The 23,198-nt window shown below is 59.0% G+C and carries 24 protein-coding genes; 6 read left to right on the forward strand and 18 right to left on the reverse strand.

Going from position 1 to position 23,198, the window contains the following annotated elements; translation table 11 throughout:
• Positions 1–376: 376 nt before the first annotated feature.
• The 3 genes from FVV99_RS05470 to FVV99_RS05480 all read left to right on the forward strand — a co-directional run bounded on the left by FVV99_RS05470 (position 377) and on the right by FVV99_RS05480 (position 3,059).
• On the forward strand, positions 377–1,885 hold the full coding sequence (locus FVV99_RS05470) for a carbohydrate porin (protein ID WP_148253016.1): 1,509 nt from the start codon (positions 377–379) through the stop codon (positions 1,883–1,885).
• Between the two features lie 429 nt (positions 1,886–2,314).
• Positions 2,315–2,662: a TraR/DksA family transcriptional regulator gene (locus FVV99_RS05475; protein ID WP_236645309.1), complete on the forward strand. Its 348-nt coding sequence runs from the start codon at positions 2,315–2,317 to the stop codon at positions 2,660–2,662.
• 22 nt (positions 2,663–2,684) lie between these two features.
• Positions 2,685–3,059: a RidA family protein gene (locus FVV99_RS05480; protein WP_148253018.1), complete on the forward strand. Its 375-nt coding sequence runs from the start codon at positions 2,685–2,687 to the stop codon at positions 3,057–3,059.
• Positions 3,060–3,067: 8 nt separating this feature from the next.
• Here the strand turns inward: FVV99_RS05480 and FVV99_RS05485 are convergent, their stop codons facing one another.
• The 18 genes from FVV99_RS05485 to FVV99_RS05570 form a co-directional block, all read right to left on the reverse strand.
• A complete protein-coding gene (locus FVV99_RS05485) occupies positions 3,068–3,685 on the reverse strand; it encodes a hypothetical protein (protein WP_148253019.1) in 618 nt (205 codons plus the stop codon).
• A gap of 83 nt (positions 3,686–3,768) precedes the next feature.
• The gene (locus FVV99_RS05490) at positions 3,769–4,578 is read right to left on the reverse strand and encodes a LolA family protein (RefSeq protein ID WP_148253020.1); all 810 of its coding nucleotides are present in this window, start codon (positions 4,576–4,578) and stop codon (positions 3,769–3,771) included.
• Positions 4,579–4,593: 15 nt separating this feature from the next.
• Positions 4,594–5,217: a 4'-phosphopantetheinyl transferase family protein gene (locus tag FVV99_RS05495; RefSeq protein WP_148253021.1), complete on the reverse strand. Its 624-nt coding sequence runs from the start codon at positions 5,215–5,217 to the stop codon at positions 4,594–4,596.
• Complete coding sequence (fabG, locus tag FVV99_RS05500) at positions 5,211–5,936, reverse strand: 3-oxoacyl-ACP reductase FabG (protein WP_148253022.1); 726 nt, start codon at positions 5,934–5,936, stop codon at positions 5,211–5,213. Before fabG ends, FVV99_RS05495 begins: the two co-directional genes overlap by 7 nt.
• Complete coding sequence (locus tag FVV99_RS05505) at positions 5,933–6,448, reverse strand: ApeP family dehydratase (RefSeq protein ID WP_407921332.1); 516 nt, start codon at positions 6,446–6,448, stop codon at positions 5,933–5,935. Before FVV99_RS05505 ends, fabG begins: the two co-directional genes overlap by 4 nt.
• Entirely contained in the window at positions 6,417–7,610 is a 1,194-nt protein-coding gene (locus tag FVV99_RS05510) for a beta-ketoacyl-ACP synthase (RefSeq protein WP_148253024.1), read from the reverse strand. Before FVV99_RS05510 ends, FVV99_RS05505 begins: the two co-directional genes overlap by 32 nt.
• Positions 7,607–8,203 carry a DUF3261 domain-containing protein gene (locus FVV99_RS05515; RefSeq protein WP_148253025.1) on the reverse strand — a complete coding sequence of 199 codons (597 nt, stop codon included), beginning with the start codon at positions 8,201–8,203 and terminating at the stop codon, positions 7,607–7,609. Before FVV99_RS05515 ends, FVV99_RS05510 begins: the two co-directional genes overlap by 4 nt.
• Positions 8,200–9,471 (reverse strand): NAD(P)/FAD-dependent oxidoreductase, encoded by a 1,272-nt coding sequence (locus FVV99_RS05520; protein WP_148253026.1) that lies wholly within the window; start codon positions 9,469–9,471, stop codon positions 8,200–8,202. The genes FVV99_RS05515 and FVV99_RS05520 overlap by 4 nt, the downstream gene beginning before the upstream one ends.
• The gene (locus FVV99_RS05525) at positions 9,461–11,809 is read right to left on the reverse strand and encodes an MMPL family transporter (RefSeq protein ID WP_148253027.1); all 2,349 of its coding nucleotides are present in this window, start codon (positions 11,807–11,809) and stop codon (positions 9,461–9,463) included. The genes FVV99_RS05520 and FVV99_RS05525 overlap by 11 nt, the downstream gene beginning before the upstream one ends.
• Positions 11,793–12,383 (reverse strand): LolA family protein, encoded by a 591-nt coding sequence (locus tag FVV99_RS05530; RefSeq protein ID WP_148253028.1) that lies wholly within the window; start codon positions 12,381–12,383, stop codon positions 11,793–11,795. The genes FVV99_RS05525 and FVV99_RS05530 overlap by 17 nt, the downstream gene beginning before the upstream one ends.
• 18 nt (positions 12,384–12,401) lie before the next feature.
• On the reverse strand, positions 12,402–13,967 hold the full coding sequence (locus FVV99_RS05535; protein WP_148253029.1) for an HAL/PAL/TAL family ammonia-lyase: 1,566 nt from the start codon (positions 13,965–13,967) through the stop codon (positions 12,402–12,404).
• Entirely contained in the window at positions 13,948–14,901 is a 954-nt protein-coding gene (locus FVV99_RS05540; protein ID WP_148253030.1) for an LpxL/LpxP family acyltransferase, read from the reverse strand. Before FVV99_RS05540 ends, FVV99_RS05535 begins: the two co-directional genes overlap by 20 nt.
• Entirely contained in the window at positions 14,898–15,662 is a 765-nt protein-coding gene (locus FVV99_RS05545) for a glycosyltransferase family 2 protein (protein ID WP_148253031.1), read from the reverse strand. Before FVV99_RS05545 ends, FVV99_RS05540 begins: the two co-directional genes overlap by 4 nt.
• Positions 15,652–17,403 (reverse strand): AMP-binding protein, encoded by a 1,752-nt coding sequence (locus FVV99_RS05550; RefSeq protein WP_148253032.1) that lies wholly within the window; start codon positions 17,401–17,403, stop codon positions 15,652–15,654. Before FVV99_RS05550 ends, FVV99_RS05545 begins: the two co-directional genes overlap by 11 nt.
• A complete protein-coding gene (locus FVV99_RS05555; RefSeq protein ID WP_148253033.1) occupies positions 17,396–18,004 on the reverse strand; it encodes a COG4648 family protein in 609 nt (202 codons plus the stop codon). Before FVV99_RS05555 ends, FVV99_RS05550 begins: the two co-directional genes overlap by 8 nt.
• A 19-nt stretch (positions 18,005–18,023) precedes the next feature.
• Positions 18,024–18,287: a phosphopantetheine-binding protein gene (locus FVV99_RS05560; RefSeq protein ID WP_148253034.1), complete on the reverse strand. Its 264-nt coding sequence runs from the start codon at positions 18,285–18,287 to the stop codon at positions 18,024–18,026.
• Between the two features lie 80 nt (positions 18,288–18,367).
• On the reverse strand, positions 18,368–19,093 hold the full coding sequence (locus FVV99_RS05565; RefSeq protein WP_148253035.1) for a beta-ketoacyl synthase chain length factor: 726 nt from the start codon (positions 19,091–19,093) through the stop codon (positions 18,368–18,370).
• 29 nt (positions 19,094–19,122) lie between these two features.
• Positions 19,123–19,986 carry a MurR/RpiR family transcriptional regulator gene (locus FVV99_RS05570; RefSeq protein WP_148253036.1) on the reverse strand — a complete coding sequence of 288 codons (864 nt, stop codon included), beginning with the start codon at positions 19,984–19,986 and terminating at the stop codon, positions 19,123–19,125.
• A 297-nt stretch (positions 19,987–20,283) separates the two neighbouring features.
• On the opposite strand from FVV99_RS05570, the gene zwf reads away from it, so the two are divergent.
• The 3 genes from zwf to FVV99_RS05585 are packed head-to-tail and all read left to right on the forward strand — an operon-like array spanning position 20,284 to position 23,128.
• Entirely contained in the window at positions 20,284–21,777 is a 1,494-nt protein-coding gene (gene zwf / locus FVV99_RS05575) for a glucose-6-phosphate dehydrogenase (RefSeq protein WP_148253037.1), read from the forward strand.
• Between the two features lies 1 nt (position 21,778).
• Positions 21,779–22,444, forward strand: coding sequence for a 6-phosphogluconolactonase (pgl, locus tag FVV99_RS05580; protein WP_148253038.1), 666 nt, complete (start codon positions 21,779–21,781; stop codon positions 22,442–22,444).
• 21 nt (positions 22,445–22,465) lie between these two features.
• Positions 22,466–23,128 carry a bifunctional 4-hydroxy-2-oxoglutarate aldolase/2-dehydro-3-deoxy-phosphogluconate aldolase gene (locus FVV99_RS05585; protein ID WP_148253039.1) on the forward strand — a complete coding sequence of 221 codons (663 nt, stop codon included), beginning with the start codon at positions 22,466–22,468 and terminating at the stop codon, positions 23,126–23,128.
• Positions 23,129–23,198: the final 70 nt, after the last annotated feature.

Raw genomic sequence — 23,198 nt, forward strand, 5'->3', positions numbered from 1 at the left:
GGCGGATGTGTGCTGGGTGAGCCGGACTTACGCATGATTGGCGATTGCGCGAGTCATTTCCTATCTATCCCTTTCCTATCTATCCCGGCGTGTCGGAAGCCTCACAAGGGTCGACGACATCGGTGGGTTGGCACGTCTTCGGGCATGTGAAACATCATGCTATGTAGTTTTATCACGTAATGATGCGGTGAAACCCCAGGAATCCTAGACATTAGTTGTAAATTTACGGATTTCTTTTTGTTTGTTTGTTCTTAATCGATTAAGTTTCGATCCATGGCTACATTACCTCGATGCCTCTGCGGTATGCGGATATTGGAGCCATTCACCCTATGGCTAAGACGACACACTGCAACAACAACAAAGGACGCGCATGACAATGAATGCTGTCAAGTTGAAAACGCCGCTCGCTGTTGCTATCGCTTCTGCTGGTTTGGCTATGGCTAGCTCGGCGAATGCTGACGCGACGAACCTGGAACAGCGACTGGCAGAGTTGGAGGAAAGGATCGAAGCGGCAGAGAGGCGTGCGGATATTGCCGAAGAGCGTGCCGAACTGGCGGAGAAAGCAACGCAAGAGCGACTCATGTCCGGTGAGGTCAGGGAGCGTTTAGAGAAGGTAGAGCGGCAGGCGAGCGGCGAAGAGGGATTCTCTTTCAATGCGTACGCACGTTCCGGCCTGCTGCTCAATGATCAGGGTAAAAGTGCTGAAGGTGGCCCCTATGTCACACCAGCCGGCAATCTGGGGGGTGCCGTTGGCCGTTTGGGCAACGAGACCGACACCTATGCCGAGGCGATCCTTAATTATCGCCAACAATACGATAATGGAGCCAAGGCCAAGTACACCACGATGATTGCTGATGGAGTAACAACCAGCAACGACTGGACGGCGGATGAGTCGGACCTCAATGTTCGGCAGGTCTATGCGGAATTCAGCGATTTACCGAGCTTTACCGGCGTTTTCGAGGACGCATCCATTTGGGCAGGAAAGCGTTTCGATCGTGATAATTTCGATATTCATTGGCTGGATAGTGATGTCGTTTTCCTCTCCGGAACCGGTGCAGGTATTTACGATATGAAATTTGCTGATGGATGGACATCGAATCTTTCTCTCTACGGTCGCAGCTTCAGCGATTTCGAGGTGGTGAATCGGGAAAATCCCGGTGATGATACCGCCAGTACCGACAACCTCATTATTACATCGAATAATTACTTTGGTAACTGGCAACTGATGCTGAATGCGATGTCAGCCAATGATAACGATGAGCGCGATATAGAGGCAAACCAGACAGCAGCGGAGAAAGGCGGCCATGCCATGCTTGCTTATCATGGCAATAGTTTCTTCGGCTTGTCAGATGGCAGTTTCAAAGCAGCGCTTTTACATGGACAAGGTCTAGGGGCCGAAGTAAAAAGTATCGGTAGTAACGGCAATCTTACCGATGACGCTACCGCAACGCGCCTGGCTCTGTATGGCACCACTTATATTGCTCCTGCATGGCGAATGGCTCCATCAATTCTTGCCGAAGTCAGCGATGATCGCTTTGCCGAAGGCGATGATTACCAATGGGCAGGTCTGAATATTCGCTTGGCGAATGAAGTCACCGAGAATTTCGAGATGCAGTATGAGGCCAGTTATCAATACATGGATCTGGATCCCAATGGTTACGATGGTCGCAATCCCGTATCAGGTGACTATTCAAGTCTGACGATTGCCCCAACATTCAAGCCCGAGATAGGCGGTTTCTGGCAGCGTCCCGAGATCCGGCTGTATGCTTCCTGGAAAGACTGGAGTGATGAGTTGAATGAGTACAGTGCCAATGACTCTTTCGGTAACGAGGACTTCATCGGCGATGAATGGACATTCGGTGTACAAACTGAAGTCTGGTTCTAGGCATTGTCTGACAAGTGCCTGCGCTTGCCCATACGGGGTTAAAAATCGGCTCAAGATGCTCATTTACAACGCGTAAACTCCGCGCTTTCGCCGATTTTTGCCTTGTCTGTCCTTCGCTCGCCGACTTTCCAGACAGCGCCTAGCTAGCTATATCTCACGAAGATGGAAAAACTGTTTCGACTATTCCCCACGGCTTTATGCCGTGGGTTTTTCACGTCGTCGATCAACTGTTTGTTGGTCTTCTTTCTCGAGCGTATGCACGGTGATGAGCGGCGATGGATCGTCTTGAAACTGGCGGATGACTTAGGCGGGAACCTTGAAACGCATGTCGAGGTGAGTTGCCTTTGGCCATCGAGGTCCCTTATTTGGGACGCCACGTGCTACCATTTCAAGCAATAGGAAGAAATAGACCCGACCCATCTGCGGAGAGTGGCCTTGAATCACCCGGAACTCGACATCGACGAGATGCGCTCCCGCTTGCTCGAAGAGCGAGAGCGTCTACAGGCCGAGAGCGAGTCGTCACAGTCTTCACGTGATACCGTGGTACTCGACCAGACCTCGGTAGGGCGTCTGTCGCGAATGGATGCCATGCAGGCACAAGCCATGGCACAGGAGGAAGAGCGTCGGCGACAGAATACGCTGCGTCGTATCCACGGAGCGCTGCAGCGTATCGACGACGAGTGCTTCGGAGAATGCATCGAGTGTGGCGAATGGATCGGTGCCAGACGTCTGGCATGGGACCCTTCGGTATTGAAATGTATCGACTGTGCGCAGTGAGCGCCATGGCGGGAGACGACGCATGACGATTGTCAGACACGACACCAAAGCACGTATGAGCCGTGCCGTGATTCACAATGGGGTCGCTTATCTATGTGGTCAGGTCGCCGGACCGGAGGCACGCTACGGCGATATTACGGAGCAGACACGCAGCATGCTGGCCCGTGTCGATGGATTGCTCAAGGAGATCGGCGCCGACCGTGAGCAGTTGCTTTCCGCCACGCTATATCTCAAACACGGCGAAGACTTCGCGGCGATGAATGCGGTCTGGGATGAATGGGTGCCGACTGGACATGCGCCGGCACGGACCTGTGTGGTCGCCCCGATGCCCGCCGATGAGTTGCTGGTCGAGATTACCGTAACGACGGCGGTTTCGGATGACGGTATCGGTCGATAGTGGCCGGCTCAGTCTGTCTCGTCCTGAAGTGTGGAGGAACGAGGTTGATGTCGGAGGAAGGCGGATAGACGATCGGGATTGCCTTCACCGACATGACAGAGCTGTTCGGCGATTTCGGCATATTGACGTAAGACAGGATCGATCAGTCGCATACGCGCTTCGTCGTTGCGATGCAGGTCGGCCTCGCTGGCCAGCCATTCGAACAATCTGGCAAGACGTCCGATATTGGGGTCGCCGCGACCTGTGTTGCCACGCAGAGCGTCGATGGCCAGGCAGCGCAGGACGCTACGCTTGTTTGGGTCGAGGCTTTCCTTGTCGAGCAATGCCTCGGCCTGGTGGACGAAGCGCTCCATGAGTTGCGCGGTTTCGGCGGCCCGGAGCTGACGGCTTTGCGCTTCCAGCCCTGCGACGATCGCTCGTTGCTGAGTGCGTAGCCCGGCGATCAGCAGGCTGATCAGCAGTAGCAAGCCGGTCATGAGCAATGTCGTCAGGCTGAACAACCCCAGGGGCACCAACTGGGCGGTCGATAACGGCCATTGCAGATCACTCATCACGATGCCGGCACCACCGAGCCCCAAGCCAGCGGCAATGGCCAAGATGATGAGTGCAGCAATAGGGGAGGTCATGGGGCGTTCCTCGTGAGATAAAAAGACATCAACCGTGGGGAAGTTATCGGCGGACTACCGTTGCACTTTAATTTTGCTTAATTTCAGTCATCGTCTTCCTCATCATCATCGTCGTCATCGCTCAGCGTGGTGTCCTCTGGATCGACCTCTTCGGCAATGACTTTCGCTTCTTCGTCATCACCGTTGGATTCCGACCCACTCTCTTCGATCAGGTCTTCGGTCAGATCGAACCAGTCGACTAGAAAAGATGCCACTTCGTTGTCGATGATGGGCGTCACATCGATCAGGCTGATGGCGAGTTCATCACCATTGGCCGCGTTGAAGCTCAATTGCTCAAGGTAGTCTCCGCCGCTTAGCGTGATGGTACTGAGGTAAGTTTCCAGTGGCGGGGCGCTAGGTGTCAGCATGACTTCCCAGTCATCCATTTCCCCTTTCATGTCGATCGTGAAATTGCCTCGCAGTACTTGCCAATTTCCGCCCAGGAGCGCCACTAGATACCGTTCCAGTTCGATACGTCCCGGTAGCAACTCTTTCAGAGTATCGCCACGGCCATCATCCGGTTTGCTGGAATCCCCATCGTTGGCCGATGTCACTCTGGGAACGGACATGACAGCCGTCTGGAAGGTCAACGTCGCTTCCATGGGCGTCTGATAGTGCCAGATGATGTATTGGTCGCGGAAATACAGGAAGTCGCCTTCACTGTGCAGCCGCGTCTCTTGATGGGTCAGCCAGTGGCGCTGCTCGAACGTGCCCTGTAATGCATGGGGTTCAGCCAGTTTCTGTTGTATGGCCTCGAGGTCTGACCAGGCCGAGGGGGAGACGCCTAGCATCAGGAGACTGAAAGCGAGTCGCATCCTGTGAGGACGTGGGGTTGGTATGCCGGCGCGTTCCATGGAGGCAATCATATCCTATTCTGCATTCAGAGCGAGCCCGTCACGAGCTCGACGATATTGATGGAGCCGAAGATACGGTAGTGTATGAATCGCAAGCTGAGCCGTGCTCGCTGTCAAGGCCAGTGTCCAGCCATCGGCTTGCCATAGCCAACCATACCGGTCGGTATCGTCGAGGCGTGCCAGACGCGTAGCCAGGATGTTGGCAGGACGTGCTCCGTGTTGTGTCTCGAGCTTGAAGAGGGCTTCGTACCAACTCCAGGCGCGATAGAATGCCATAAGCGGGGCGACGGATGCATGAATGGCATGCTTTACCTCGGGCTCAGGCAGCGCATCGATCATTGCTGCTAGTCGACGCCTGTGACGTTCACGCAGGTGTTCCAGATCCAGTCCCACAGGGCAAGTGGCTAGGCCTGCAACGACGCGACCATCACGATGGCTCAGACTGGGGTACAATGAGGCTGGAAGACCCGGGTGACGAGGTGGTCCATTGCCACGCGGTGACCAGCCATCGACATGACAGCTCACCCCTTGCCGGGCGGCGAGATGAGTCAGTAGCTCACGCCCCAATGACGAGACGTTTCGAGCGGATGTCTCGGCAGATAGTTGGGCGACGAGTAGATACAGGTCGTGTTTCAGCACAAGCCACCATTGACCGCGATCACTTGGCGAGTGATGTACCCGGCATCATGGGAACATAGAAAGCTCACCGTGGCAGCGACCTCTTCACTGTACCCACTTCGCTGCATCGGAATCATCTTCAGCGCATCCTTCGTGAGCGCATCTGCGGTCATGTCGGTTTCGATGAGACCGGGAGCGACGGCATTGACGGTAATGCGGCGTTTGGCGAGTTCGATCGCCAATGCCTTGACGGCGCCGATCAAACCGGCTTTGGCGGCACTGTAATTGACTTGACCACGATTGCCCATCAACCCGGACACCGATGACATGACGATGATTCGCCCGGGGGCTCGCCGGCGTATCATCGGCATCGTCAATGGTTTGACGACATTGTAGAAACCGTCGAGGTTGGTATGGATGACACTGTCCCAGTCGTCGTCGGTCAGTGCGGGAAAGGCTCCGTCAGCCGTGATTCCCGCATTGCAGACGATGCCATAGTAGGCGCCGTGTTCCGCAATGTCGTTTTCTAGCTGACGCCTCGCGGCATCACGGTCCGTGACATCGAAGCATAGAATGCGCACCTCTCTGCCGAGTTGACGAATCTCCGTAGCCACGGTCTCGGCGGCTTCTCGGTGACGGCGACAATGCAGGACGATGTCGAAACCGTCGCGAGCCAGGCGCAAAGCGATGGAGCGGCCAATGCCACGGCTTGAACCTGTCACTAGAATGGTATGGGTCATGGTGACTCCTCATGAGCCGGAGAGTCATCCGCCGACACAGCGTGGCTGGATTGATATATCGTCAGCTTGCCGCGGGCCATGGGCACTCCCCCTGGATGGTGAATGACGCCATGAAACTCTCCCAGACCATTGTCGGCCAGAAAATCGAGACCGATATCGATCTCATGGGTCGAATCAAGCGCAAAGTATTCCACCTCGGTGTCAAAGCGCTTGGTACCGATCAGCAGGCCGGTGGCAGGTAACCGGTTGGCATGGCTGGCATGCCAGCCGGCCCAGGCGGCAATGGCCTGTGCCATCCATTCCAGTCCTGTCCAGGCGGGAATACCGTCTGCGGTAGCGAAAGGGTCGTCGCGGGTCGGAGTGACAGTGGCGCGCAGGCTGTTTTCGTCCACCGCCATGATGCTCTCAAGCAGGCACATGGTCGCGCTTTGTGGCACATAAGGCGCAATTGGACAGGGCAATGTCTCGGTTGTCGACATGTCAATCAGTCCGCGCAAGTAACAGGGATGCATTGTTGCCGCCGAAGGCAAAGGAGTTGCTCAATGCAAGCGTCGGCCGGCATGGGCGGGCGGCCGTGATCAGCGGCAATTCGGGCAATTCTGGGTCGTAGTGACCATCATAGATATGGGGCGGATAACGCCCGTGTTCCAGGGCCAGCCAGCAGAACGCCGCTTCCAGGGCACCGGCAGCGCCCAGGGTATGACCGGTCAGTCCCTTGGTGGAACTGCATGCGGGACAGGCAGCGCCGAACAGGTCGGCGACCGCTCTGGCTTCCATCAAATCATTATGGTGAGTTCCGGTTCCATGCAGGTTGAGATAGTCGATGTCTGCGGGCATACGACCGGCTTGTCGCAGAGCGGCCTGCATGGCGGCATGAGCGCCACTGCCATCGGGGCGTGGAGCGGAAACGTGATACGCATCGGCACTCTCGCCGCTTCCGGCGAGTTGGATGCCGCCCTCGTCGCGCGTCATGACGAACAGGGCGGCAGCCTCACCGAGGTTGATGCCGTCTCGATTGAGGGAAAACGGCAGGCTGGGGCGGTCGCTGATCGCTTCAAGGCTGGCAAACCCCTTGACCGTCAGCTGACACAGCGTATCGGCGCCGCCCGCTATGACGGCATCGCATTCTCCCGAGCGCAATAGTCGCCTGGCACTTGCCAACGCACGGGCACTTGAACTGCATGCCGTGGAGAGTGAGTAAGCAGGGCCGGTCAACGCCAGGCTCTCGGCGACGAAGTGTGCTGGGGCACCGAGTTCCTGTTGGGTATAACGAAACGTGGGTGGGAAGGGTGCATGACGTCCGGCCATCGCCAGGGCCTGCTCGGTTTCGCTGATGCCTGAGGTGCTGGTGCCGATGACAGTGCCTATGCGTGATCGGGGGTAACGGTTGAGAACCCGATTCAATGGCTCTTCGAGCTGGGCCAGGGCCGTAGCGAGTAACCGGTTGTTGCGGCTGCGATGCATGGGTGGCCAGATGCTGTCATCGGATAATGGAGCGGTGACTTGCCCGATTGGCAAACAGCGCCCAGGGGTGAATGCATCGCTGTCGGTCAGCCCTCGCCGACCGCTGAACAGAGCTTCGACCACCGTCTCCCGGTCCCCACCAAGACTGCATACGATGGCTGGCGGGTGTAGTCGACATGCAATGGACGCCGATCGCTCATGTTCGCTCATGGGGACGCTTCCTCGAGCGGTTCGATGTGGAGACGATAGCGGCCCTGACGATCATCGAGCAAGACGGCGTCACGCCGAGCGGCAGAGGTCGATGCCGGCGTGATGCGTGATATCGTCTTGCCACGATGACGGATGACCCGAGTGTCATCTTCTATCTGGATGGACCAAGGGCTCCCCTTGAAAGCAGCGTCCAGTGCGTCCGTGGGCCAGAGACTCCATTCAAGCCGTGCGGCCAGCCATGCCGGCGGAAATGGCAATGCCTGCTCAAGGGCGTCGCGGGGGACATCGCCGGGCTCGTAGCGGCTGATATCACTGTCGTGTACCAACGTGACCAACCGCTGTCCCTGGGGGGTCAGGAGGGCCGCCCGTAATTGCGCATCATCGAGTCTTATCACCCCGATCAGCGTCCGGCTTGCCTTGACGTCGTCGTACGGAGTGAACGTTAGCCGGCGCGTGATCGCATCGGCGGTGACCGGTGCTGCCATGAAATCCGGTGACGGTGAGATAGTGGGGCTCGATGAGCATCCTGATAGCCCGGTCAGGACGATCAATGCAGGCATGATGCGATACAGGACAAGCCGGATCAATCTCATGCCCGTCCCTCTGCTGTCGAGGGGTGATGACCACAGAGTTCGGCAAGCGTCGTCAGACGTTTCTGGGGTGAGGTGACGAAGGGGTTGTCGCTATCCCATGCATAGCCTGCGAGTACGGCGCTAATCATGCGCTTGAGTTCCTGAGGGTGGGAACCATGGAAAATGATCGACTGTAGACGTCCATCGTACCAGGCATCCACAAAGGCTCGAAAAGTGTCGATCCCGCGTCGCAACGGCTCCTCGAACTCTGCCTGCCAGTCGACCCATTGACCCTCCAATTGGCGCTCTACCAGGGGAGCCGCCATGCTGGCCGACCGCAGCGCGATGGTGACACCGGAGGAAAAGACCGGATCGAGAAATTCGCCGGCATTGCCAAGCAGCGCATAGCCGGGACCATGCAGTCGGTCGACATCGGCAGCATAGCCTTGTAGCTCGTCAACGGGACGTATGACACGTGCTCGCTTCAGCAAGGAGCGATAACGCGGTTCGGCAGAGATCCAGTAATGCCAGCGTTCCATGGCATCGTTACCAGCGCGTGACAAGGTGTCGATATCGCCGACGACACCAACCGATGAATGCCCATTGGCGAACGGGATCAGCCAGTACCAGACCGAGTCATCGGCAGGGTGCACACCGATGAGAATTTTCTCCCGATCGAAGTCGGGATCGTTGATATGGTCCTCGACATGGGTGAATAACGCCATGCGAGGCTCCATGCGTGGATGACGGCTCAACGCCAGCAGCCGTGCCAGCACGCGTCCGTAGCCGCTGGCGTCGAGTACGAAGCGTGCCGTCAGATGGGATTCCCGGCCGTCGTCATCGGTGACACGCAAGCGAGGGCGTTCATCGTCGGGTTGGAAATCGGTGACGGACATGCCGAATGAGACGTGTGCTCCGTGGCTGCTGGCGGCTTGTATCAGACGATGATCGAAATCGGCACGCTCGACCTGATAGGTCGTTCCCCAGCCGGCGCTGAATTTGTCACGAAAATCGATGGCCGTCTGCTTGTCGTTGCGCGAGAAGACCGCGCCATTCTTGTGCTGATACCCGCCGGCCTGAACCGTCTCCAGCAACCCCGACTCGTCCAGATGCAGCATGCACTGAGGGAGCAGGCTTTCGCCGATGGCAAAGCGGGGGAAATGGTTGCGTTCCAGGACCTCGACATGCAGGCCGTCACGGGCAAGTCGCGATGCAGCGGCGGCGCCTGCGGGACCGGCACCGATCACTATGACATCGGCATCGACGGAGGGCGGAGACTCATTCGGCATGGGATATCTCCCGTATCGCGACAGTCGCCGTGGGGCGACTCCAAGGAACCAGTAGCCATACAATAGCCAGCCCCGTCAAGCACGCTAGCCCCATGTAGTGCAGGGCAGGCGTGGCGCTGAATGACAATAGACCGAAGGCGAGCATACTGCTGAGTGTCGACAGGCTGATGGCAAGCCAGGTCGATGATCGGCGGGCGTGTTCCACGGTGAAGATACCGGCGTCCAGGCCAATGCCAAGAACCAGCAGCAGCCCCAACTGGCTAAAGACATTGAGCGGTATGCCTGATACGGCGAACAGGGAGAGCACGCCAAGGACGGCACCCAGAGGCGGCGTCAGCACGCGCCAGGCATCACGGCGATAACGCCAGATCATGATCGGCACCAGACCCGCAACGGCCAAGGCGACCCACCCAGCAATATGTTGACGCCATGTCCCCAGCAGACCCGATAGGTGCTTGGCACGATTCACATAGGTGACGCCTGGGTGTCGATCGGCCAGTGTCGCCAGCCGTTGATCCATGTTCGAGCCATTCGTCCCTGTAATGACCAGGGTGGCGGCCATGTCTCCCGCCGACGTTTTCCCGAGCCATAAGCGTTGCTGGAGATCGCCCAGGGGAGAAGCCAGCCACTCATGAATGCTCAGGAAAGGAGCGTCCTGCAACGATGCCCTGGCCCGCTCAATGGTGTCTTCAGGTAGCCCCGCTTGTGCCACCAGCGTTTCCAGAGGTGTGCCATACAGTTGGCGTACACGCTGTAGGTCCGCTCGTTGTTGGCTGCGGGGCGGTACATTATTGGCCAGACTGTCGTAATTCAGCGCATCGTTGCTGTCGCGCCAGGCATCCAGGGTATCGCCTATCTCATCCAGGCGGGTCAATAGCGCATTGTCGCTCGACGCTTTCACGAGGAAAAACCGATTGCCGGTATCGCTCCCCAGCAACCGTTGCACATCTTGCTCTTCTTCGAGCAGCGCGGGGGGGGAGGGGTTCAGCAGTTGCAGCGAGTCATTGACCGTCAGTGTCGTGGCGACTAGCGTGACCAAGAGTCCTCCACCCAGTATCAGGACCCGCGGTGACAGCCGTCGCCGCGGTGTCGTCCAGTGCCATAACCATTCCGCCAAGCGTGCGGCATGGGGCTGGCCAGGGAGAGCAAAGCGAGGCAACCACAAGACCACGGTGAGCCAGGCACCCAACAGGCCAAGAGCGGCAAACACTGCCATTTGTCGGAGACCGGGCATGGGAGTCAGGGCCTGGGCCAGGTAGGCCAGCAGGCTGGATACCAGGCCTAGCACCAATCCCGGTAATAGTCGTTTGAGCTGGAAACGCGCCCCATGGGCGACACGGTCGCATTGCAGATGGAGTGCGTAGTCGATGGCGATCCCGATCAGGCTGGCGCCAAAGGCCAGGGTCAGAAGGTGCAAACGGTCGAAGATGAGCAGGGTCAGGGGCAGTGCGAAAAGCAAGCCACCGCCCAGCGGCAGCAGCATATGCAATAGCACCCTTGGCGAGCGGAAGACGACCAGCAGAATCGTGACCAGCCCGAAGAGCGCCCCCAGGCCGATGGTCGTGATTTCCCGCTTGGCTTGTTCGGCACCGGCGGCCGCATGAAAGATCAGCCCGGAACGCATGAGGCTGGCGTCGGGTCGCTCGTCCTTGAATGCTTGCAGGGTATCGGTGAGTGCGCGCTGTGCCTCCAGGTCATAGGGGTGACTTGCCAGCCGGCCCATCAGTAACGCATGGCGACGGCCATCCTCCGTTACGGTGAGCAAGCCGTCATGAGGCGTCATGCGATTGCCCTTGCGTTCATTCAGCCAGGTATCGAGAAGTCCGAAAGGATCGGTTATCGGTCGGGGCGTGCCGGCGGGAGAGAATAGGTCGCGCATGGCCGTTGTCACGAGCTGGCGGGTATCGCCACTATCGATCTGCTCACGAATGGCCGGAGTCAACAAACGATAGCGATACCGGTCCAGCGACTCGCGTGGATCGTCGTCGGCCAGATCCTGGGGGCGCCAGTCGAGCTGGTCCAGCAAGGGCCTACCGTCGTCCGGGTCGCCACGACGAGCATTCTCGAGACGCCGGGCCAAGTCGGTGGCAGCTTCCTTGAGGACAGGTGACGACAGCACCAGTACGAAACGCGCCTCGAAGCCTGTGCTGAGCTGGTTGGCGGCTTGCTCCACCAGCGGGGATTGGCGGTCTTCGGGCAACATGGCGGTAAGCCGGGTGTCGGTCGGCAAGCCATCGCGTAATTGCCATGCCAGGGCAATGGCACATGCCAGGAGCACCAATAGCCATAGGGTAGCTAGCTGACGAGCCCGTTTATCGTATTCAGGCGTCGTCGACATGCCCTGCCTCATCACCATCGGCATGTGACGTCTCTATGACGTGCTGATGGGAGAAGTCGACCTGTAGCACGTCCTCGTTGGCTGCGTGAAGTTCGAGTCTTTCCAGAAACTCGGCACCTTTCAGTTCAATGCTGACGATACGTCCTCGCAGAGCATCGCTATCGGGCGTCAATGTAACGCGCCACTGGTTGGCGTTGCCGTTAAGGTCAAGGTCGAAGTGCGCATCCAGTGCTTGCCAGTCGCCCTCCAGTAGTTGCAGGAAAAGCGAAGCGACCTGGTTTTCGCGTGTGTCATTGTTATCTTGGTCAGCCAAGTTCGACACGGAGTCCGGTGTAAACTCCAGACGGTCCTCTACCGGCGATTCGATGGACCAGACGATGCGTTCATCGCGTACGTAACGGAACCGGCCTTGGCTGTCTAGTCGGGTGTCGAGGTCGGCCAGATAGCGCTGTTGTTCGAACTGTCCTGCGAGCCCCGGGATGTCGTGCAGGCGGTCTTGCAAGTCGTCGAGATCGAATGCCAGCGCCTGTACGGGAAACAGCAGCGCGATACATAGCGGCCAATGTCGGCACATGGACACCTCCTGACTGGGTCAATGGACGTATAAGCGCTCGGTAATGCTTTCGAGATGCTCGCAGAGCAGGCGAAGTTCCGTGTCCAGGGCGCGATCCTCGTCGACAAAGGCGAACCATGCACGGCAGTGGGACTGAAAGTGGGCCAGTTCGTCGGGTAGGACAGCCTCTTGACGGCGACGCAGGTCGACCGCCTGGCAGGCGGCATGCAGTACGGCGGCACCGACTTGTTCCGTCAGCACGAGGACGCGCATGGCATCGCGGGCCGCGATGGAGCCCATGCTGACCTTGTCCTGATTATGGCATTCCGTGGAACGTGAAAAGACGCTGGCCGGCATGGTGGCCTTGAGGGCTTCGGCAGTCCATGCCGACACACCTATCTGGACGGCCTTGTAACCGTGGTTCAAGGGTGCCCGTTCGGCACTGGCGCCACTCAAGTTGTCGGCTAAGCCGTGGTTGTAGCGTGGATCGACGAGCAGGGCCAACTGGCGGTCAAGCAGGTCGGCAAGGTTGGCCACCAGCGTTTTCAGAGAATCCATGGCAAAGGCGATATGGCCGCCGTAAAAATGTCCGCCATGCATGACCTTGTTACCGACGGGATCGATCAACGGGTTGTCGTTGGCGCTATTCAGCTCATTTTCGATGAAATGGCGAAGCCATGGCAGGCTATCTTCAAGCACCCCGATCACGTGGGGGGCACAGCGAGTCGAATAACGATCCTGTAGCCGGGAAGAATTGCGTGGGGCGTCGTGGTCATCATCGTGATATCCGAGGTCATGGCGGAGTCGCTCTGCTACGCGTTGTTGCCCAATGTGTGGCTTGGCGGCGAAGAGCCCTGCATCGAAATGGTGGGGATTGCCGTTGAGCGCCCAGACGTTCATGGCCGTGAGGCGCGTAGATAGCCGCGAGAGCCGTTCGGCACGCGTCCAGGCGAGGCAGGCCAGCGCCGTCATTACGGCAGTCCCGTTCATTAACGCCAGACCTTCCTTGGGGCGTAACTGGTAAGGGGCGACACCTCGCTCCGACAAGGCCTCGTGAGTTGGGCGCCGCTGGCCGTTATCGAAGACCTCGCGTTCACCGCATATCACGGCGGCCAGATAGGATAGCGGTGTCAGGTCGCCACTGGCTCCGACCGACCCCTCGGCGGGTATGACGGGCATCAGATCGGACTCCAGCAGCCAGGCGAGACGTTCGAGAAGTTCGACACTGACTCCCGAGACCCCCTGACAGAGCGACACCAGTCGAACCAGCACGACGGCTCGTGTTTCTTCGAGGGTCAGCATCTCACCGAGCCCACAGCCATGGAAGGTGTAAAGGTGGCGAGGCAGCTCGGCGTGTTGTTCGGCAGGGACGGGGCGGGTGCAGGCATCACCGTACCCGGTCGTGACACCATAGATCACGCCCTCCTCCGCGAGAAGTCGATCAAGGAAAGCCGGCCCGGCGGCAATGCGGCGCCGAAATTCCGGGTCCTCCGAGAGCACGACCCGCATGCGCCGATGCGCAACGGCGTGAACCGTTTCGAGATTCACGGGACTGCCGTCGAGGACCACGGTCGCCGTCGAGGGCTTAGTAAACGGTGCGGTCATGGCAGTGCCAGAAGTCGAAGAAATTGAACCATTGAAGGGGGTAGCGCCGACACTGGTCGGTTAGCCACTCCACGTAGCGTTGCATGGCATCGCTGCACCAAGCCTCACGGTCGCATCGCCGCAGTGTCGTCGTATCGTCGAACACGCGAAACTCGACACGATGTCCCTGTTCATCGCGTAGGCAACTCAACGTGTAGATGGGGCATCGGAGCAGGCTCGCCAACCGGAAGGGCCCCTCAGGAAAGGGCGCTGTCGCGCCGAGGAAATCGAGACGACGGGTACGCCCGTCTTCACTCAACGGAATCCGATCGGCGGCAATGACGACGAATCCGCCGGCATTGATGCGTTCGGCGAGCCGTATGGCGGTCGCGGGCGTGATGTCGCTGACCTCGATGATTTCAGGACCGCGTCGCAATGTCGATCTGTCGAGCAGCTGGTTGAATTTACGGGCGTTGTGGGTGTGCATCAGTTGAGTGACATGGAAGTCATCGCGAGAGTCGCTCAAGGCGCTGCATATTTCGAGGTTGCCGATGTGCGAGACCAGCATCACGCCCCCCCGGCCGCTGCGAATGGCACTATCCAGGCAGGCACGGTCTTCGGCGCTCAAGGATATGTCAGGCGTCACACCGCTCCATGCATCCACCTTATCCATCAAGGATTGGCCGAAGGCCCAGAAATGTCGCAGCCCTAACCAGGCTGGCCAACGGGGAGCGTGGCCGGCATGCACCGGCCAGACTCGCGCCAGGTAGTCGCGCGATGCCCGGCGTGGCAGTGAATGGCTGCAATAATAATAGACAATCACGAAACCGAGCATGATGCGGAAAGGAAGTCGGCCCAGCCGTCGGCGAATCCACACCATGATACGCATGCCGATAAGGGTGCCGGATTCCTGGATACGCGCCCAATGTTGTGGTGAACGGGCCGATGCCTTCATCCGTGAGTCCTTGATGTCATCACTCGTCGCTTCAACAGTGTCGGTAAACGCCTGACCATGCCCAGAAACAGTCGTCCATGCATGGCCGCCAATAGTACGTTGTCATGCCAGAGGTCGAAATGCGATACGCCATCCAGGGGGTAATGCACTCTGACCGGCAGGTTCTTCACGGGCAGCCCCGCCCATGACCAGCGCACTGGCAACTCGGTGTCGAATTCCATTCTGTTGCCACACGAATGGCGTGACAGCAGGCGGTTCGTTCGCTGCACCGGATAGAGCTTGACGCCACACATGGTATCGCGCAGCGTCAAGCTGAGCGTATTGACCCACACCATGACATGCGTGGCATAACGGGAATAGAAACGGTGGCGTGGCACGCTGTCGTCAAAACGGGGATAGCCGATACGTAACTCCTCCTGGGCGGCGTTCAGGTCTGCCAGGAAAGGGGCGAAGTCGTCTGGCTCATGCTGCCCGTCAGCATCCACTTGCAGCGCATGCGTAAACCCCAGGGCTTCAGCTCGCGATAACCCGGCCTTCACGGCGGCGCCTTTGCCACGGTTTTCGGGCAGTCGCACCAATATGACATCGTGCGCTGATGCAAGTTCGTCGAGCACATCGGCACATTCATGATGGCTACCGTCGTCGATCAGTAACAGAGGAATCTCGAAACGGCGCACGTTCATGCAGGTTCGGCGAATGGCCTGGGCATGGTTGTATACCGGTATCAGCAGACATGGGCGGGCAGGCACATCATCCGTCATGACGGCGTCCCTCCGGGGCAAAAACGATCTTGCCGCTGGCATGCTGTCCGCGCTGTCCCGACAGTGTGAACGAGAGCCGTTCTCCCGTCGTGGTCGTCGCGACATCGAGCGAGAGACGCGCGCGTTCGCCGGGCAGCAACGACAACGCGAAGCGGATGCGTTCCAGGCGCTGGAAGCGACCGGTCACCGCCAGGAATTCACGCGCCAAGTCGACCACCCATTGAATGATGGCGACGCCGGGAACGACCGGGTTGTCAGCGAAATGACCACGTAAATAGGTCAGCCGCTCGGGCACCTCGAGATCAATATCACAATGATCATCATCAGGGCTGCTGGCGCCCAGCCACCGAGGCAGGCGCGCATCATCCAGGTCCCGGAAGAGTCGTGTGATGACAGCCGATGACAGTTTGCCCTGGGTATCGGTAGGCCAGTGGCCGACGAAGCGCCAGTAACGGGGAATGACGGTGGATGGATAGCTGCCGGCAAGATGCGTGCGCAACGACTCGATCAACGCCTGGCGTGCGTGTCGCTGCCAGGGAAGCCTGTCGGATGTCAGCTTGACTATGGCGCCGAGTCGATGATCGCGCTCCGGCAATGTCACCGTTCTGGCTTGGGTCACCTGGGGATGGTTGCCCAGCGAGCGATCCATCGCCGTGAGCGAGAGCCGCTTGCCGCCGACTTTGGCGATTCGGTCGGCCCGGCCGAGTAGCCGAAAACGCCCCCCCGGCGTTGCCTGAATACGGTCGGCTTGATAGTGCCAGTCCTGCGAAGGCAGGAAAGGGGAACGCAGGCAGAGACATCCCTCATCGTCGGTTCGAATTTCGACGCCCGGCAAGGGGTGCCAGGCGCTGTCGTCCTGCTGATCGCGCCAGCCGATCCCGCCGGTTTCCGAGCTGCCATAGATTTCCTGGATAGGGGCGCCCAGCAATCGGTGAGCATGGCGGCTGGCGCTGGCCGACAAGGGGGCGCCGGAAGAGTGAACGCGGTGCAGGGTCGCGGGAGCCGATGTCCAGTCCAGATGGTCGGGTAAGCGCTCCAGGGGGGGGGGAGCGCTGATCAGCACGGCTCCGCCCGGGATGTCGGTTCGCTTCTCGCTTGCCGAGGCGAGTTGCTGTAATGCCGTACTCAGCATTTCTGGATATCGGCAGGTCGTCAGCATCATCGGTGAACGTTCGAACAGTGGTCGTAATACGGCGAACAACAGCCCATAGATATGTTGATGACTGACCTGACTGATGATCAGTTGCCCTTGCAGAGGCCACAGCCTGGCGTGGGTGTCCAGTTCGGCACCAAGCTGCGCGAATGATTTGTCGATGCGTTGGGGCGTGCCGGTGGATCCGGAGGTATACAACGATACAGCGAGTTGGCGTCGCGAAATATTGCCCCACAGGGGCGGGCGTGGGTGACCCGGGAGAAGCCCTCGTTCGACATTGCCGAGACGGGCGCAGGTCTGAGCATCCAGCGCGGTGAGAGTGTCTGGCTGTTCATCTCCCGGAAGCAGGGCATGATCCCCGCGTTCCCAGATGGCAATCAAGGCGGCAGTGAAGTCGAGCAGGTCGCTGGAATAGAGCAACCAACATGATTCGGGACCGCCATGCGAGTCGAGCAGCGCCTGCCAAGCGCCGATGCGTCCATGCAATGTCTGCCAGGTGACGGCTTGCCAGTCGGGCGCTAGATACCAGCCCATGGGGGCCGCCAAAGAAGCATTTCGCCAGGCGTCCGGAAGCCAGGTGTCAGTCATGGTGGCATCTACTCTCTGAGGGGGCCTGGGTATCACTGCCTTGTCTGGCTCTGACGCGTTGGCGAATACACCACTCGATGGCGAACAGCAGGGCGCATAGCCCGTAAGCAATGCCACCGTTGTAGAGGGCCCATGACGCCAGGTCGGCATAGACTGCCGTCCAGAGGGCCACCACGCCGTTGATGGAGAAAAAAACGCACCAGACTTGCGTGACACGACGTGTATATCTGACTCCGCTTGCCGAGAGTTCGGGGTCCTGGCGTCGTGCGATACGCTCAATCAAGGAAGGCGGATGACGCAAGCTCCAGGCGAACACGCAGCAAAGCCCGGCATTGACAATGACCGGCCAGGCCCTCACCCCGGAATCTGCATGGCCGAGGGTAACAAGCAATGCCGCACCCAGAGCGAGTCCCGCTCCCCAATATCTGCGTCCCGGAGGCAGGCGCCACCACAGGATTGCCACAACGAAGGTGAGCGGCAACCAGGCGCCTACGCTGGGTGTCAACGATACGACGGTGAGTGGCCATATCAGCATCAATAGCGTGGCTACGAAGGTTCTAGGGGGGCTAAACACCCGCTGCAGGGAAGCCGGGACGGTCATCCGGAATTCATCCTTGGCGTTACTTGACGCGTCGCGCCTCCACCAGGGCGGCCAGGTGGTTCAGGCTGGCGAAATGTTGTCGGGTATCATCGCTTTCCGCATCCAGCTTGATGCCATAATGTTTCTGCAATGCCAGGCCCAGTTCCAATGCATCGATGGAGTCGAGTCCCAAGCCTTCGACGAACAGTGGGGCATCGGGATCGATATCTTCGGGTGTGACATCCTCGAGTTCCAGGGTATCGATGATCATTTGCTTGAGTTCAAGCTCAAGGGCATGCGTCACGGAGCGTTCCTCATCCAGCACGTTATCGTTGCGTCATGTCGTTGCATTCGGTGTCGAGCTATTCTCCTTGCTAAGCGTTGTTACCGCAATCCATTGTGCATGCACGCGTCATGACCGGCACTGGAAGGGCAGGGAGCCAGTTCCCAGGCGATGCGTCGCGCGGGACACAGCAACGGCCCACCCGTCAGTAACCAAGCAATCATGTCGCCGGGCTGCGGGGAGCGGACACCATCGGGAACATCGAACCGCGATGCGACGATGGGCGTGCCTCCGGTCGTTGATAGCCGCAGCGCGACGGCAGCCGTTTCCACAGGGTCATCGAGATACTCCGCGAAGCGCGAGGGAACGGCGACATCACTGAACACGGCAACGATGTCGGATTCTCCATCGGCGAGATAACCGCGTGCCTCGCTGAACAGGGCGGCGACTTCGTCACCGGTGGCCGCAAGTGCCTGAAGCGAGCGGCGATTGCCATTGGCGATGGAGTGCACGCCAAGAATGGCGTTGTGTACTGACATGCCGAATCGGGCAGGTGACAGGTCGTCGCCATCGGCGAGTGCATAGAGCATCTCGAGGGTGCGTTCGGCATCGCCGTGACGAGAAGCGTGCAACAGTATGCTGCGTCCCTCCGGATCGAGTTCTGCCAGCATGTCGCAGACGGCACGGCCCACGACGTTGAGTCGCCGGCGCAGCATGGCGGGAACCGAATCGCCTTTCGGACGTGGGTTGGTGGACAGTCGCGGGTCGCCGCCGGCTGGGTGGTCCGGCTGCCAGGCGCGCCAGTCTTGCAGGGTAATTGGCATCATGGTCGTTGTCCGGTCGAGTCGGGGGCGGCTTATTCGCCGTCCTGGGCCGGGAATCGAGTGACTTGCAGGCTATCCTTGATTTTCTTGAGATGGGTGAGGAAGTCCTCTCCTCGTCTTAGTGTCACGCCGGTGGCGAGGACATCGATCAATGCCAGGTGAATCATGCGTGATGTCATGGGCATATAGACGTCGGTATCTTCAGGATGCGTGACTTCCAACGTTTCCGTGCATTCATCAGCCAATGGAGAATCGGTGGCGGTAATGCCCAGTACGATGGCGCCATTGTCGCGAGCCAGTCGGGCGATTTCCACCAGTTCTCGGGTGCGTCCCGTATAGGAGATGATCACGACGACATCGCCGGTATGGCATGCGGCAGCGACCATGCGCTGCATCAGGACGTCTTCATAGGCCATGACCGGCAGGTTGAAGCGGAAAAACTTGTGTTGAGCATCCTGGGCGACCGGGCCTGACGCACCCAGGCCAAAGAAATGAATCTGCTTGGCCTGAATCAGGTAATCCACGGTACGTTCGATCAGCTTGGCATCCAGTGCACGCCGTGCTTCATCGAGGGCGGCGATAGTGGCACCGAATATCTTGTCGCCGTAATGGGCGGCGTCGTCGTCTCGTTCGACATTGCGACTGACGTAAGGGGTGCCGCCAGCCAGGCTTTGCGCTAGTTTGATCTTGAAGTCCGGGTAGCCTTTGGCCTCGAAGTTCCGGCAGAAACGGTTGACCGTCGGCTCACTGACCGAGGCAGCTTGCGCCAACGTAGCGATACTCATGCCGGTAGCGGCGGCGGGGTCATGAAGTATCACGTCGGCCACCTTGCGCTCGGACCGATTGAGGTCATCGAGGCGGGCGCGTATTCGATTGATCAAGTCGTGGCTGGCCATGATATCGGAGCTTCTCCGTAGCAAAAGAGACGGTGGTTCTGGTGGTACCCAACGCCAGGCGATGATGCCATGTCACGCCCTTGCAAGGCGCACAATCCTTGCTAGGCGCCTCGGTTGTACGTGATGTAGTGATTTAACTACATTATGGATGTCATACTAGTTGCCACAGCCGATAGAGGCCAAGGCGCGGGGCATTGGTGTACGTATTTGGTCGTAAAATTACGCATAATGGTTGCTATCTGAGGACATTATCGCGTATTTTGTATGTAATTTAACCATATTTTCGTGGAGCGTGGCATGATTCAAGAGACGTCGCCGCTCGGTTCGTCCCAGCCGGATGTCGATATGGCTCTGTTCGGGGCGTTGGGAGATTTGGCGCTGCGTAAATTGTATCCGGCGCTGTATCATCTCGACCGAGAAGGGTTGCTGGCCGACTCCACGCGTATCCTGGGGCTGGCTCGACAGGATGATGACAGCGAGATCTTCCGGGGCAAAGTGGCCGATGCGCTCAAGCAACATGTCAAGTCCAGTGAGCAGAGTCACGCAAGCCTCGAGCGCTTCCTGGCGCGTCTGGAATATCTCAAACTCGATTTTTCCGATGTAGAAGGATACGAGCGGGTTCGGGACTGGCGGCAGGGGGCCCGGCGTCCGATGACCGTCTATCTGGCTGTGCCGGCAAGCCTGTATGGCGTCATCTGCCGTCACCTTGAGACGAGTGGCAGCCTGGATGACGAAACCCGTGTCGTCGTCGAGAAACCCATCGGACATGACCTGACGTCTTCCCAGGCAATCAATGACGCGATCGGTGACGTGTTCCCGGAATCGCGGATCTACCGAATCGATCATTACCTGGGCAAGGAAACCGTCCAGAACTTGATTGCGTTGCGTTTTGCCAATCCGCTGTTCGGCACTCAATGGAATCAGAACCATATCTCGCATGTGGAAATTACGGTGGCCGAACAGGTCGGTATCGAAGGCCGCTGGGGGTACTTCGATCAAGCGGGTCAGTTGCGGGACATGGTACAGAACCACTTGTTGCAACTGGTGTGCCTGATCGCCATGGATCCGCCTGCGAACCTGGATGCCGATGCCATTCGTGACGAAAAGGTCAAAGTCCTCAAGGCTCTCAAGCCATTCACCGGCGACTCCCTGGATCGGGACGTGGTTCGCGGGCAATACACTGCCGGCACCAGTGGGGGCAAGAGCGTGCCGGGCTACCTGGAAGAGGAAGGCGCGAACACCGAGAGCCGCACCGAAACGTTCGTGGCGATGAAGACTGAAGTGGCCAACTGGCGCTGGGCGGGAGTGCCATTCTATCTTCGCACCGGCAAGCGTATGCCCGAAAAGCTGTCGCAGATCATCATTCATTTCCGTCAGCAGCCTCACTATATTTTCGATCCGGATCAGCGGGGACTGGCTGCCAACAAGTTGGTCATTCGCCTGCAGCCCGAAGAGGGAATCGCTCTTCAGGTGCTGACCAAGGATAGCGGACTCGATAAGGGCATGCGCTTGCGCCCGGGCCCGCTGCACCTGGATTTCAACAGTGCTTTCCCGAAATCGCGGATTCCCGATGCTTACGAACGGCTACTGCTCGAAGTCATGAAAGGGCAGCAATATCTGTTCGTGCGTCGCGATGAAGTCGAATATGCCTGGCACTGGATAGATCAGTTGATTGCCGGCTGGGAGGCACGTGATATGCCGCCACGCCGTTATCCTGCCGGTTCCTGGGGACCCGTGGCGTCGATCGCCATGATTACCCAGGATGGTCGTAGTTGGTATGAGGACTACTGAGATGAGCGTTTCCCGTGAGCGGCTCGCCCAGCAGTTGGCCGAGTCGGTAGCCGAGGCCCTGAGGACCGATCTGGTTCGGCAAGAACGCGCCCTGTTAGTGCTGTCCGGTGGCTCGACTCCGGTGCCTTTCTTTCAGGCGTTGGCCCAGCACGATCTGCCCTGGGAGCGTGTTGACGTGAGCCTGGCCGATGAGCGCTGGGTGGCGGACACCGCCGACGACAGCAATGCCCGCCTGGTGCGTGAGCATCTGTTGACCGGTGCGGCGGCAGCGGCCAATTTCGTGCCTCTGACCAGCAATGATGCGACTCCAGAGCAGGGTGCCAGGGTCGTGGGCGAGCGTGTCGAACGACTTGCCTGGCCGGCCAGTGTCGTGATTCTCGGAATGGGGGGCGATGGCCATACGGCATCGCTGTTTCCTGATAGTCAGGAGTTGGGGCTGGCGCTCTCCACTGACGATGTGGTCGTCGCCGTTCGTACACCCAGTCAGCCTCAGCCACGAATTACCTTGAGCGCCGGACGTCTGCACCAAGCCCGTCGGCACATTCTGCATCTCACCGGTGAAGAAAAACGTGCCGTATTGGGTCGCGCGCTGGCAGGCGACGACGTTCGCGAGTTGCCGATCCGTGCCTTCCTGGCCTGCCCGTTGGCGATTTACTGGGCACCTTGACCGATTTTCTGGAGTATGACCATGGCCATTGATAAGCAGCTTCCCTCAACGCGCACTACGGAGCTGGACAGTATCTGCCTCAAGGCAGAAGTGATTCCGGTGATTACCATTCACCGACTCGAAGACGCGGTCCCCATGGCGCGTGCGCTCGTCGAGGGTGGGCTAACGGTATTGGAAATCACGTTGCGCACCGATTGCGCGCTGGAGGCCATCGAACGGATACGTCACTCACTGAGCGGCGCAAGCATTGGTGTGGGCACCGTGCTGACACCGGCGCAATATCGTCAGGCGGAACAGGTGGGAGCCGATTTCGTCGTCACGCCGGGCGCTACCGAGGCGCTTTACCGTCACGGTGTCGAAAGCTCCGTACCGATGTTGCCGGGGATTGCGACCATTTCCGAACTCATGGCCGGGTGGCAGTACGGCTATCGCCGTTTCAAGTTCTTCCCGGCCGAAGCCAGCGGTGGTGTCAAGGCACTGAAAGCCTTCTCGGCGCCTATCCCTGAAGCGCATTTCTGCCCCACGGGCGGAATCTCCGTGGATAATGCTCAGGACTATCTCTCCCTGCCCAACGTCATGTGCGTCGGAGGCTCCTGGTTGACTCCCCAGGCGTTGGTCGATGCCGAAGACTGGGATGGCATCCGTGAGCTCGCGCGTCAGGCCTCGGAGCGCTTTCATCACTAAGCTGCGCCGGTATGCATGATCTCTCGACAGCCTGTGCTGTTGTTCGACCCGCCACCTGGCGGGTCTTTTT

The sequence above is a fragment of the Aidingimonas lacisalsi genome (assembly GCF_008079445.1).
Classification (GTDB): Bacteria; Pseudomonadota; Gammaproteobacteria; order Pseudomonadales; family Halomonadaceae; genus Aidingimonas; species Aidingimonas lacisalsi.